This window comes from Rhodococcus sp. 24CO, assembly GCF_050586165.1.
Taxonomy (GTDB): domain Bacteria; phylum Actinomycetota; class Actinomycetes; order Mycobacteriales; family Mycobacteriaceae; genus Rhodococcus_F.
In genome coordinates, this window is the sequence record NZ_JAZFNF010000034.1 from 1 (window position 1) to 13,262 (window position 13,262).

11 protein-coding genes, 1 tRNA gene and 1 pseudogene are annotated in these 13,262 nt (G+C 61.4%); 1 reads left to right on the plus strand and 12 read right to left on the minus strand.

The features are described 5' to 3' along the window. Window positions 1-185: 185 nt before the first annotated feature. The 8 genes from V2B23_RS30185 to cspE all read right to left on the minus strand — a co-directional run bounded on the left by V2B23_RS30185 (window position 186) and on the right by cspE (window position 7,095). Complete coding sequence (locus V2B23_RS30185) at window positions 186-383, minus strand: hypothetical protein (protein WP_430953592.1); 198 nt, start codon at window positions 381-383, stop codon at window positions 186-188. A gap of 155 nt (window positions 384-538) precedes the next feature. After that, entirely contained in the window at window positions 539-964 is a 426-nt protein-coding gene (locus tag V2B23_RS30190) for a DUF2752 domain-containing protein (protein WP_430953593.1), read from the minus strand. A gap of 55 nt (window positions 965-1,019) precedes the next feature. Then, a complete protein-coding gene (locus V2B23_RS30195) occupies window positions 1,020-1,628 on the minus strand; it encodes an RDD family protein (RefSeq protein WP_430953594.1) in 609 nt (202 codons plus the stop codon). A gap of 119 nt (window positions 1,629-1,747) precedes the next feature. After that, window positions 1,748-1,820 (minus strand) — tRNA-Thr (locus V2B23_RS30200). A 30-nt stretch (window positions 1,821-1,850) separates the two neighbouring features. Next, window positions 1,851-3,080 (minus strand): DNA polymerase III subunit delta', encoded by a 1,230-nt coding sequence (locus V2B23_RS30205; RefSeq protein ID WP_430953595.1) that lies wholly within the window; start codon window positions 3,078-3,080, stop codon window positions 1,851-1,853. 36 nt (window positions 3,081-3,116) lie between these two features. Continuing rightward, window positions 3,117-6,044, minus strand: coding sequence for a type I DNA topoisomerase (gene topA, locus V2B23_RS30210; RefSeq protein ID WP_430953596.1), 2,928 nt, complete (start codon window positions 6,042-6,044; stop codon window positions 3,117-3,119). Between the two features lie 146 nt (window positions 6,045-6,190). Next, window positions 6,191-6,775: a hypothetical protein gene (locus V2B23_RS30215; RefSeq protein ID WP_430953597.1), complete on the minus strand. Its 585-nt coding sequence runs from the start codon at window positions 6,773-6,775 to the stop codon at window positions 6,191-6,193. A 116-nt stretch (window positions 6,776-6,891) separates the two neighbouring features. Continuing rightward, entirely contained in the window at window positions 6,892-7,095 is a 204-nt protein-coding gene (gene cspE / locus V2B23_RS30220) for a transcription antiterminator/RNA stability regulator CspE (protein ID WP_033235953.1), read from the minus strand. Window positions 7,096-7,552: 457 nt separating this feature from the next. On the opposite strand from cspE, the gene V2B23_RS30225 reads away from it, so the two are divergent. Continuing rightward, window positions 7,553-9,841 carry a DEAD/DEAH box helicase gene (locus tag V2B23_RS30225; RefSeq protein ID WP_430953601.1) on the plus strand — a complete coding sequence of 763 codons (2,289 nt, stop codon included), beginning with the start codon at window positions 7,553-7,555 and terminating at the stop codon, window positions 9,839-9,841. On the opposite strand, the gene V2B23_RS30230 is transcribed toward V2B23_RS30225, so the two are convergent. The 4 genes and pseudogenes from V2B23_RS30230 to V2B23_RS30245 form a co-directional block, all read right to left on the minus strand. Continuing rightward, window positions 9,842-10,192, minus strand: a complete 351-nt coding sequence (locus V2B23_RS30230) for an Rv3654c family TadE-like protein (protein ID WP_430953598.1) — start codon at window positions 10,190-10,192, stop codon at window positions 9,842-9,844. Then, a complete protein-coding gene (locus V2B23_RS30235) occupies window positions 10,192-10,575 on the minus strand; it encodes a TadE family type IV pilus minor pilin (protein ID WP_430953599.1) in 384 nt (127 codons plus the stop codon). The genes V2B23_RS30230 and V2B23_RS30235 overlap by 1 nt, the downstream gene beginning before the upstream one ends. Continuing rightward, window positions 10,575-10,709, minus strand: a pseudogene (locus tag V2B23_RS30240) (DUF4244 domain-containing protein); the annotation flags it as partial. The pseudogene V2B23_RS30240 and the gene V2B23_RS30235, both read right to left, overlap by 1 nt. A 1,308-nt stretch (window positions 10,710-12,017) precedes the next feature. After that, window positions 12,018-12,806: a TIGR04255 family protein gene (locus V2B23_RS30245; RefSeq protein WP_430953600.1), complete on the minus strand. Its 789-nt coding sequence runs from the start codon at window positions 12,804-12,806 to the stop codon at window positions 12,018-12,020. Between the last annotated feature and the right edge of the window lie 456 nt (window positions 12,807-13,262).

Here is a 13,262-nt window from a genome sequence, read left to right on the forward strand (position 1 = left end):
GCACCGGCGCAAACCGGGCTGATCTTCGAAACTAACTGGAGTGTTCGCCAGGCACTTCGTACAACCTCGTGTCACTCACCCTCGCAGGTGGGAGTCGGTGTCCGTGTCGCTCTGACCTGGAATAAGTTACGCGAAGATCAACACAACACCAAATCGCCTGGTCACAGCGCTGTGCTTTGTAAACTTCAGGGAACCCAGTACCTCTCCGCCAGTTCTTCGATGATCGGATCTCCCTCTTCTGCGAGTTCGAGGGCTTCGAGGTCGTCCGACACCGACAACAATCGGGAATCGTCACCTTCTGCATCGTGAATCGGGCGTCGGCCATCCTCGGAGAGTTGGCGCAACAACTTCTCGCGCACGCGGGCCTTCAACGAATCAGCCATACCGAAAGCATGTTCCTCAGACCAGACGATGTCGAGTACTTACTCGTCGTCCTTCTTGCCGAAGACCCGTCTGGCTGTCGGGATCAAGACGATCAGTGCACCGAGAAGCACGATCAGTGAGAAAACCTGCATTGCCATTTCGACCTCACTCAAATTCAGGCCGGCGCGAGCCAGCTACCCCAAGGGGTGTTCCGCACAACCGTAAAGGCAACAAGCGTTCCGAGCACCGCGACTGTCATTGCCGGCTCAAGCACGATCATCCGATCGGTCGACCCGTTCCATCTGCGCACAACCCACCGTCCCCAGGCGACAACCAGTACCGCGATGAACGGAACGATCAACATATTGCTCGACAACGACGCACCGATATCGAGATGCGTCAGGTCATTGACTGCTCGAAGGCCGCCACACGCCGGGCACCACAGCCCTGTCACCGCGTACATAGGGCAGACCCCGTAGCTTCCGGAATTGTGCGGATCTCGGACGTGCAAGAGCGCAAAAGCCGAGACCCCCACTGCAGCGACGCCGGCCGGAGCGCTCAGCGCCCGCCAGCCCCGCACTGCGGAGGTCTCGGTATTCATACGATCCACTGTAGAAGCTGATGGCCATTGACAGCTGTGGCCACGCGAACCCGCTCTATCTCGCTCGAATAACAACCGAGCGAACAATCATGTCGTGCCAGCACTGGCTCTTCGAATCCCAGAGCGGCCACAAGTAGTTGAGGAAACACGCTCCACCGAGGATCGCTTCCAATATCCATCGCAGGAGAGCCATGGGAGGTCCCAGCGGAACACCGTCGGCCTCTCGAACCACGGAGATGCCCAGCCACTTCTTCCCCAACGATTGACCGGTATTGCCCTGACGGAAGACGTAGTTCCAGACCTCGATCAGGAGGATCAGAACAATCCCGACCCCGATGACCAAGATTCCGACCGAATTAGCACCCTCCGTAGTCACGGTTCCGTCGTCGTATGTGGTGACCTCCGCTCCCGAGAACGCGATCACCGCGCCGATGATCGCGACGATCACGCCGGGTAGCGGCACGATGAGGTAATCGAGCAAGTACGCCCCGACACGCGAAATCCATGAGGCGTACGGATAGGCCGGTTGCGGTGGCCCATATCCCTGCGATGGCACGGGAGGCATCTGCCCGTACTGAGGTGGCTGTCCGTACTGCGGTGGCTGCTGTCCGTACTGCGGTGGCTGGTTCGGCTGCTCGCCAGATCCCCAGTTCTGCTCCGACATGGCGATTCTCCCCTGCTCAGGCGCGTGTACGCAGGATCAGAATAAACCGGACATCGAGTATTTACCGGTAAACGACAAGAGCCCCGCACCAGAATGACCTGGTGCGGGGCTCTTGGCCGAGCTGCCTGAGAGAATCGAACTCTCGACCTTTTCATTACGAGTGAAATGCTCTACCGACTGAGCTAAGGCAGCGTGCCTTTCGGCGATGGCGAGTCTAACCGGTCAACCCCCGGAACGCGAAAACGGGGGTCGGAAGGCTTCCCCGATACTCGCAACCATCGCGTCGAGAGCCCACTGCAACTTGACGTTGAAATCGACGGCTTCACGGCATGCAAGCACTGCTTCGATGCACTTCAGCAGACCTTCCGGTGACGTCCGCGATGCCAGATCGGAAGCCCGCTCGGCCATATCGGGATGAGTGGACGTGGACGACGATCCCAGCGCGTACGACAACGCGTCGCGGTACATGCCGGCAAGATCGATCAGTGTCCGGTCGAGAAGGTCACGCTTGGCCCGCGTATCCCTCGATTTCTGCCGCGCTTCGAGTTCCTTGATCAATCCGGCAGATCCTCGGAGCGTGCCGGCTGTGCCCTTACCGGTTCCGCCGCCACCGAGCGAGACCTTGAGTTCTTCGAGTTCACGTTCCTTGACCTCGGTGAACAGGGTCTTGGTTTCGGACTCGATCGACTTCACCAGATTTTCGGCTGCCTTGTACGCCGTCGATGCGGACGCGGCATCAAAAGCAAGCCGGAGCGAACGCGCACGTTCGTCCCGCGCGACATCGTCGGTAGCCAAACGACGCGCTCGGCCGACATGACCACCGCTGATCGATGCGGCAAATCTCGCCTGGTCGGGAGCCAAACCGTCACGGCCGATCAACACCTGGGCGATCGACTCGACAGACGGCGTCACGAGAGCCAAGTGCCGGCACCGCGAACGGAGTGTGACCGACATGTCCTCAGGGTCCGTGGTGGGAGCACAGAGCAGGATCACAGTGCGGTCCGGCGGCTCCTCGACAACTTTCAAGAGCGCGTTGGCGGCGCCCTCGGTCAATCGATCCGCGTCCTCCACGACGATGACCTGCCAACGACCGGTCGTGGGCCTGCGCGACGCGATGTTGACGATCTCGCGCATGCCTTTGACGCTGATGCTCAATCCGTCGGGGATGATCCGTCGTACGTCACCATGGGTGCCCGCCATCGTGGTTGTACACGCGTGGCACTGACCGCATCCCGGATCGCCGTCCGACGTGCACTGCAGGGCTGCGGCAAAGCACAGCGCCGCCACGGACCGCCCGGATCCGGGAGGCCCCGTGAAGAGCCACGCATGGGTCATATCGGATCCGCTGGAGTCGCCCCTGGCGGACAGCGCGGCGGCTCGCAAACTCTGCTCGACGTCGTGCTGACCTACCAGCCGACCGAACACACCACGTTCGGCCACATCACTACTCATGCAAAAACCTTAACCGTCGGCACCGACGAGTCCGGCTCAGTCCTTCTTCGCTGGAGCCTTCTTGGCAGCCGCTTTCTTGGCCGGGGCCTTCTTGGCGGCGGTCTTCTTCGCGGCAGCCTTCTTGGCCGGCGCTTTCTTGGCGGCGGCCTTCTTCTTCACCGGTCCGCGGGCACGACGGTCAGCGAGCAACTCCGACGCACGAGCATCCGAGATGGACTCGACGGCATCGTCCTTGCGCAGGCTGGCGTTGGTCTCACCGTCGGTGACGTACGGACCGAAACGACCGTCCTTGATCACCATCGGCTTCTCGCTGACCGGGTCGACACCCAGCTCACGCAGCGGCGGAGTTGCCGACGCCTGACGTCCACGACGCTTGGGCTCGGCGTAGATCTTGAGCGCGTCGTCGAGGGTGACCGTGAACATCTGCTCTTCGTCGGCCAAGGAACGCGAGTCTGTGCCCTTCTTCAGATACGGACCGTAGCGGCCGTTCTGAGCGGTGATCTCTTCCTTGCTCTCGGGATCGACACCCACGACGCGGGGAAGGGACAGCAACCGAAGTGCATCCTCCAACGTGACCGTCGCCAAGTCCATGGACTTGAGCAGCGATCCGGTGCGCGGCTTCGGGCCCGCAACCTTCTTGGCAGCCTTCTTCGCGGGAGCCTTCTTGGCTGCGGCCTTCTTCACCGCAGTCTTGGTGGTGCCCGCGCTGACCTCTTCCGGTTCCGGCACCGGCACGATGTCCGGCTCCGGCTCGGCGGGCGGCTCGGGGAGAATTTCCGTCACGTAAGGACCGAAGCGGCCCTCCTTCGCGACGATCTCGTTTCCGGTCAGAGGATCGACGCCCAGCTTGCGACCCTCCTGAGGTGTCGCGAACAGCTTCTCGGCGTACTCGGGGGTGAGCTCGTCGGGCGGCAGGTCATCGGGAAGATTGGCCCGCTGCGAGATCAGATCGCCTTCGGGATCGTCCGGATTCTGAACCATGCGCTCGAGGTACGGACCGAACCGGCCGACACGCACGTGAACCTCACGGCCCTCGGCGTCGTCGAACAGACGGATGGAGTTGACCTCGCGGGCGTCGATCTCCTCGAGATTGACGCCGACCATCTTCTTGAGGCCGCCTTCGCGGGCGACCGAACCTTCGGCACCGGTCTCGCCGCCGAAGTAGAAGCTGCTCAGCCAGTTACCGCGCTGCTCACGTCCGCCAGCGATAGCGTCGAGGTCGTCTTCCATCCCTGCGGTGAAGTCGAAGTCGACCAACCTGCCGAAGTGCGCCTCGAGCAGACCGACTACTGCGAAGGCGACCCACGCCGGAACCAGTGCGCTACCCCGCTTGTAGACGTATCCGCGGTCGAGGATGGTCTTGATGATCGACGAATACGTCGACGGTCGGCCGATACCGAGCTCTTCCAGGGTCTTGATCAGGCTGGCTTCGGTGTATCGCGCCGGCGGGTTCGTGCTGTGACCGTCGGGATCGAGCTTGGTCGCTGTGACTTCCTGGCCCTTGACCAGTATCGGAAGCCTGGATTCGGCATCGTCGGACTGACCGCCTGCCTCTTCGTCGACGCTCTCGACGTAGGCCTTGAGGAAACCCGCGAACACGATGGTGCGACCCGATGCGGAGAACGTGCAGTCCTCGCCCGTACCGGCCGTGCCGGAAATACGAAGCGTCAGCGTGTTGCCCCGAGCGTCGGCCATCTGCGATGCCACGGTGCGCTGCCAGATGAGTTCGTACAACTTGAACTCGTCGGCGTCGAGCTTGGAGTGCAACTGCCCCGGCGTCTGGAACACATCGCCGGCAGGACGGATTGCCTCGTGCGCTTCCTGCGCGTTCTTGACCTTGCGGGTGTACTGACGCGGCGTCGGATGGACGTACTCCGGGCCGTACAACTCGGTGGCCTGCGCACGAGCAGCAGCGATCGCCGACTCGGACAGCGTCGTCGAGTCGGTACGCATGTAGGTGATGTAGCCGTTTTCGTACAGACGCTGCGCGATACGCATGGCCCGCTCGGACGTGAAGCGAAGCTTGCGACCGGCTTCCTGCTGCAGCGTCGACGTCATGAACGGCGGGTACGGCTTACGGGTGTACGGCTTGTCTTCTGCAGACGAAACTGTGAGATCGACGCCATGCAAGGCCTCAGCCAGTCGACGCGCGTACGCCTCGTCCAGCACGGTGACAGCGCTGCCCTTGAGCTTTCCGTCCGGTCCGAAATCGCGACCGGAAGCAACGCGGGAACCGTCGACCGAGACAAGACGCGCACCGAAACTGCGTGGGCTGGCGTCGGCGCCGGCATCAAGCGTGGCGGAAATGTCCCAGTACGAAGCCGACTTGAACGCCATGCGCTCACGCTCACGCTGAACGATGACACGCGTGGCAACCGACTGGACGCGGCCCGCCGAGAGCCTCGGCATGACCTTCTTCCAGAGCACCGGGCTGACCTCGTAACCGTAGAGGCGGTCGAGGATACGGCGGGTTTCCTGAGCGTCGACGAGATCGATGTCGAGCTCGCGGGTGTCTTCGGCAGCGGCGCGAATTGCCGGTTCGGTGATCTCGTGGAAGACCATTCGACGAACCGGAATCTTGGGTTTCAGGGTCTCGAGGAGATGCCACGCAATGGCCTCACCCTCGCGGTCGGGGTCAGTTGCGAGGAAGAGTTCGTCGGCGTCCTTCAAGAGCGCCTTGAGTTCGGCGACCTTGCCCTTCTTCTCCGGGCTGACGACGTAGAGCGGCTCGAAATCGTGATCGACGTTGACGCCGAGACGGGCCCACGGCTCGCCCTTGTACTTGGCCGGAACATCCGCTGCGCCGCGCGGCAAGTCGCGAATGTGACCGACCGATGCCTCGACTACGTAGTCCTTACCGAGGTAAGGAGCGATTTTGCGCGCCTTGGTCGGTGACTCGACGATCACGAGGCGACGAGGGTTACCGGACGCTCCCTGACCGCTGCCGTTGTCCGCTTTAGCCACCTGCTGCCCGAACCTTCCTTTGGACGATCACTGCCGTCGGCAGTTCTTCAGAACTAGACGTGTGGAGCAAGTTATACCCCGTGTCTCTCTTTACAGAGTGACATACCCGCACGACATTCGTGCAGATCAGTACAGTATGGACACGGTCAGATTTGAGGCCAAGCCGCTTCGATGTCCACGTGACGGGGTGCCTCGCCCAGGTATTCGACGAGCTTGGTCAGTCGCTTCTTGCCGGCGATACGAAGCCCTGGACCGGGCGTCCGGTTGCCCAGCTGAGTAGGTGCGATACCCACTCGCATCAAGGCTTGTGCCAACGGCGCGTGAGTCTGAGTCGCGTGCGGATCGAGGCCGAAAACGAAGCGTTCGCCGTCCTCTTCCATCCTGCCGGACGAGACTGCCCAGACCCGGAGCTGGCGAGGATTCGGAACCCATCCAGCCGGCACGGACTTCACGGCGCCTTTGGTCCACTGCACGGACAGCGGCAGCAGGGCCGGCGTCGCCTGAGTTCGGACGAGCGGGCTTCCTTCATCACTGCGCGTCACTTCCGCACCGAGTCCACATTGGGCGATCAACTCGGCGATGGCCTGCGCCCGCCAGTCTCGATCTACGACGATCGAGATCCGAGCACGATCTTCGTTTGTCACCACCTGACCGTGTCCGGCCAGCATGCCGGCCAGGTCTGTCACGGCAGGGGGAATCGACTCGGCGGAGAAAAAGGACAGTTGGCTCACAGAGTGCAACGTAGGGCACGACGACCGTTGCGGCATAAATAAGGGGGCAATACAAAAAGGTCTGTCCCCCATTGCGGCGAAGCAATGAGGGACAGACCTTGTCGAGCTAGTAAGAATCAGACCGCGCGAACGCCTGTCGCCTGGGGCCCCTTGTTGCCCTGCCCTACCTCGAACTCCACACGCTGGTTCTCCTCGAGGGTACGGAAACCGTTGCCCTGGATCTCGGAGTAATGAACGAAGACGTCTGCGGAACCGTCTTCGGGAGCGATGAAGCCGAAGCCCTTTTCAGCGTTGAACCACTTCACAGTGCCCTGTGCCATGCTTTTCCTTCTCTTTCTAACACCGGATTCGATGAACTGCGCTTATTCAATTCACCGGGCCCGTTCCGGCCGCAGTACCAGCTTATTTCCCCCCAGGCTTGCATCCTCGCAGGAAAGGGCAAGAGCACCACGTCCGCAACAAAGATCCTGCGAGCGTGCACTTTCTCAAGCCTACGAACACAGAAGCTGCGACCGATTGTCAGTCAACCATGTTCTGCGCGTGCACAACAGTCGAAATACGTTAAGAATTTGCTACCGAATATCACCGGCTTCGACCCGCCGCAGTCGGCCGCCACCCAGTGCCGCCACATCCACCAGCCGATGCGTATCATCAAAACTGCAGGTAACGGCAGTTTCGCACTGTCGGGACACCCGAACGCCGATCCCGGAGAGTCACGTGAACGCAGCCTCCCGCATTCCTGATCCCGACGCGGCGCCGAGCGAAACCTACGGACAGATGCTCCTCGGTCGCGTCGTAGCCGGCGTGAGCGGAAACGAAGATCCGCTGACCTTCACCGCTCAGCTACCCGCTCGCAGCGCCCGGTTCGCCGAATGGCCGGAGTGGTTGCACCCCAGCGTGGTCCGTTCCCTACGCGAGCACAGTGTGACCGCTCCGTGGATTCACCAGCGCGCTGCCGCAGACCTTGCACACAGCGGAAACCATGTTGTGGTTGCCACCGGCACCGCCTCGGGAAAGTCACTGGCATACCAACTCCCCGTCCTGACCGCGATGGCGTCGGACCCTCTTGCCACCGCGCTCTACCTCTCCCCCACCAAGGCTCTGGGCAGCGACCAACTACGGGCAGTGCTGTCCCTCACCGACTTCGACGCCGAACTACGGGGAACCAATCCGAGCGCGTACGACGGGGACACGTCACAGGAACTGCGCACCTGGGCGCGCGAAAACTCCCGCTGGCTGTTCACCAACCCCGACATGCTGCATATCTCTCTGCTCCGCACCCATCAACGCTGGGCGCATTTCTTCCGCAATCTGAAATACGTGATCGTGGACGAATGCCACTCCTACCGCGGTGTCTTCGGGTCGAACGTTGCCCTCATCGTTCGCCGACTCCGACGCATCGCGGCCCGATACGGCGCCGAGCCCACGTTCATCCTGGCCAGCGCCACCACCGCAGACCCCGGAATAGCGGCTTCCCGGTTGATCGGGGCGCATTGCACCGAGGTCACCGACGACGGATCACCCCACGGGCCACGAACCGTCGCACTCTGGGAGCCTCCACTCGTGCCGGCACTCACCGGCGAGAACGGCAGTCCAGTCCGTCGCCCCGCCGGCGCCGAGGCCGCCCGGATCATGGCAGATCTGATGATCGAAGGCGCTCGCACCCTCACCTTCGTACGCTCACGCCGCGGCGCGGAACTGACCGCCATGACCACCAAACGGCTACTCGCAGAAGTCGACACCGATCTGGCCGAGCGAGTCGCCTCGTACCGGGCGGGATACCTCGCCGAAGACCGCCGCGAACTGGAAGCAGCACTTGCGGACGGCACTCTGCTGGGCGCGGCGACAACCAACGCGCTCGAACTGGGCGTGGACATCGCAGGGCTCGATGCCGTTGTCGTAGCGGGCTTCCCGGGCACCGTTGCCTCGTTCTGGCAACAGGCCGGGCGCTCCGGACGACGCGGTGAGGGGTCGCTGGTTGTCCTGATCGCCCGAGACGATCCCCTCGACACCTACCTTGTTCACCACCCTTCGGCCATCCTCGAGAAACCCGTCGAGGCAACCGTGACGGACCCCGGAAATCCCTACATCCTGGGACCGCAATTGCTCTGCGCAGCAATGGAACTCCCACTCTCCGACGCCGAGGTCAACTCGTTCGGAGCCATCGACGTCCTCACCAAACTCGCCGAAGAAGGCAAGATCCGGCGACGCGCCCACGGTTGGTTCATCACCGCAGACGCCAATCCGCACGGGTCACTGGACATCCGCGGCGGTATCGGCACCCAAGTAGCAATAGTCGACGGCGAATCCGGGCGGATGCTGGGAACCGTCGACACCGGACGGGCACCCGCCACCGTCCACCCCGGTGCGGTCCACATTCACCAGGGCGATGCGTACGTGGTGGACGAACTCGACCTCGAAGTCGGTCTGGCACTGGTCCATGCGGAAAATCCGGACTGGACCACCTCGGCGCGCGAAACCACCGAGATCATCATCACCGAACAACTCGAACACAAGAACTACGGCGACATCACCGTGGCACTCGTGCGCGTCGAGGTAACCCATCAGGTTGTGGGGTACCTCCGACGCCTCAACTCCGGCGAAGTCCTCGATTCCATCGAATTGGATATGCCCGCACATACCCTGGAGACCAGGGCCGTGATGTACACGGTCACACCGGAACTGCTCGAATCCGTCGGTGTCTCGCCCGAGCGATTCCCTGGGGCGCTGCATGCGGCAGAGCATGCAGCGATCGGACTCCTGCCACTGGTCGCCATCTGCGACCGAGGCGACATCGGCGGTGTCTCGACGGCAATCCACGCGGATACCGGCCTCCCCACCGTGTTCGTCTACGACGGGCACGCTGGTGGCGCAGGCTTTGCCGACCGCGGGCACAGTGAACTCTCACGCTGGCTCACCGCAACCCGAGACGCGATTACGTCGTGCGAGTGCGCCCACGGTTGCCCCTCGTGCGTCTACTCCCCCAAGTGCGGCAACGGCAACGATCCGCTCGACAAGGACGGCGCCGTGAAGATTCTGACGGCAATCATCGACACCATCAGCTGACTAGTCGACAGGGCCCGCACGCGCCGACGCCTGCGCATCGCCGATGCCGAAGCGGGACAGCAAAACCGGTGCTCGCACTTGAACAATGACATCCCAGTCCTCGACAGTGCACTCCGCGAGCACTGTTCGCATCCGCGTCGCAACGTCGCTTGCCGCGGCGCATCCTGCCTCCGCGCCGCGCTCGAGTGCTCCGGCCCCCGCCAAGGCTGAGAGGTCTGCAGACGACTGGGCGGTGTGACGAGCGGTGACCGCCGAACCCACGTGCAGCAGCCCACCCGTCACCGCAACGATCCCGGCCAGCGCAATACACGAAAACACTGTTGCGATACCGTCGTCCGACTGCAGAGCCATCAGTCCGCTCCGGGTTCCACCGCAGCGACCGCTTCTGCGGTGATGTCCAACATCGGCAGCAAAACACTGTCGGCGCTCACCACCGCCACGGCAAATCCGTCCACGATCTGCACGGAAATCCGGGCGTCGGAGGGTGCGATTCGGCGCGACGTGGTGACCGCGTTGTCCCCATCACCACGGGCAGTCAATCTCGCCGCCTCACGAGCAGCATCCACACACCGAACCTGCATTGTCACCGCCAGTACCGCACCGACGCACAGCACCACCACGGTGATCATCGAGGCGAGCGCAATTGCTGCCTCGACCGTGACTGCACCCTCGTCCGACGAGGACACGATCGTCGATTTCGAGCCGGCTCTGTGGATGCTCCTCGTGGACAACATCACACGGCCGTCTCGAGCGCTTTGTCGATGATCCCGGTGAGCGCCGTGACAATGGAATCGCCGGTAACCACCGAATAGAGAACCGCTCCGAATGCCGCGGCCGCAATGGTCCCGATTGCATACTCAGAGGTTGTGTTTTACAACCCTAGGGCTTGGTCGTCGCTAACCTCCCTGGTCTGACGATAACCGACAGGGCGCGAGTACCTCAGTCCCCGCAGCTCGCGGCGGGGCACCGCACTCTCTGCGTCCGGCCGGGCTGGTGTGTGGTCACGTCGAAGCTCGCCCTCGTTCAGAGGGCGGGCTACCCGTCGTGCCGAGATGGACTATCGGGGAATGGCGTTCGGGAGTTTCCGGGGCAGGGGGTTTCGACACCGGCACCCGTAGGGTGTCATTGTGCGTTGGCGTCCAATGCAGCACATGGGTAAGCAATCCATGTCCATTTTCCTACCAAACCCTACGACGTGCCACCGCTATCGATTAGGACAGCCAAGCGAGCGAGAGCTCGCGTACGCTTCCTTCGCTGCTTCGAAGATAGGTCTTCAGGTTCTACGACAAGCGTGTGCGCCACGTCCCGCGGATGCAACTCTTCGACGGGGATGTAATCAGGATTGGGATCTCGTTTCATCCCGAACGATCCATCGCGTACGTCCCCGACCGAGAGCTGAATCACTCCATTGACCTCTGCTCGCTTGACGCATTTCCAAGTGAGGGCGTTGAGTTCAAGCGCACTATGCAGATATGTGGAAAGCCCATCGTCACTCCAAATTAGGGCTCCACTTTGAACCTGAAAACTGCCGTCGCCTTCGTCCTGGAGTACCCAGTTAGTACAGGGAACTGTTGGCGTATGTCTGTAAAGAAGGTCGTGAGATTCGACCGACAAATCATCAATCACTCGACTGGAACCCGGTGGTTGACGTTTCTGCTCATGCTCTCCAAGAATTTCCTTGCCGACATAAGCGCGACAGCCAGGCGTTTCCGCACCTCTTCGCCAGAATCGAGGTGATTCAGTTCGACGGATTCGAACGCATCCGACCCATCGGCGTGTTCACCCCAAATTGAAAACTCCTGTCCATCAAAGCGGACGCCTACTGTTTCGCCAAAGACTAGCCACTCAACTGTCGCGCCGCCGGCAGCGTCAGGCGAGATTTGCGGGGTTGCAGAGTTGTCGGAGCTGACCAGAAACTCCACAATGGGAACAAGCCCGGCTACGACAGATCCCTGAATGGGGCGTGCATTTCCACCATCCCATCCTCGCGGGAGCCGAGTCAGATCAATCAGCTTTCGCTGCGCGAACCGGTGTAGGTCCTCAGGTCGCACAACTGGATTCTGACCGCCCAGAATCCAGGGGCGCTCAACCCATGAACGGGTTTCACGGTCATGAGCAGGCCGGTAGCAGGCCACACTCCAACTAGCAGCCTCAGGTCGGCTGGTAAGCAGCGTGGTCATCGCTTCCCCCAAATCTTGTGCATCTCTGGTGTTGTAATTTTGGCAAAGCTCTCGACTCCGCTTCTGTGTGCGGCGTCCAGAGCTGAGGTTATGGCTGAGCTTTCCATTCCCTCGACTCGAATGCGTGCAGCTAGATCAAGCGTAACTGTTCTGGACGGCATCTGTGCGAAGGCTGCGACTACTGTTTGTTGGCCAACTTCGCATTCGCCTTCCCATATGGGAATTCTAATGTTCAGAACAGAATCTGATGCAGCGGACAGTATGCTTGTCGGTGAAATTGTGGACACTACGTTCTCAATCGACAAGCCTGCCATCGAGTTCGACTCTTCAACCCGGTTCACGAAAGATACTTCAGCAGTGACCGGAGCCAGATCCCCGATACCAAGACGGGACACCTCACTGCTGAATGCTGACCATATGGATGCGTATTTCTCACGGAGAGTGGCATATCTAGGGTATTCGTTCCCTGGAGTCCGTCGCCAATTCAAGATGATTCGATCATTTTGAATCTGCAGCAACAGATCGTCGCTCGCGGAAATCATCCATAACCGGATTGGCGGAATCCCAACGTTGAATCTAAGACCTGATTCGATCGGCATGTTGGAAGGCTGCAGCGCTGGCTGCTCCTGAACTTGGGGAAATTCGCTTTCCCACATGCGATGTAGTTCGACCAGTTTGATCGTCGTAAGCCCTGGGATCGGCACAAATTCGATCCCCATCGCGACCTCAATCACAGGTGGGGCTGAAAACGAGGGAAGTCCCTCACTCCATGCTCGGTCCGTCATGCCTCGGATCGTACAGTCGTGCTGCTAAATGCGGTGCGGCAACGCCAGAAGCCCTGCCCGCGATGACTTGTGCGCGATCAAACTGCCAGCCTCTTGTAATGGTTTAGCGCAGCGTTTTGATCATCGCCAGAGACGCCGGAATCGCGACGTTCGTGGACCCAAAACCCGTACACGACCCGGCAGGCGCTATCACGGCCGATCTAGTGTGTACGGGGGGAGGGCATACCCCCCTGGGTGCCTCTGACCTGGGCAAACGACCGCAGTCTCCCCAAGGCCGGCAACAGTGAGACTGGCCCTGACCTGGGCGAAAGCTAAAACCGCTAGCCCTGCGCCCGTCCCGAGGCGGGGTGTCCCGGACCCCTGCACACCCCCGACTAGGTGTATGAGGTACGGACGTTAGTTACGCGGTGCCGGCGGTAAGCGGCAGGCGGTCGTCCTCCGCGTGCTGAATGCGGT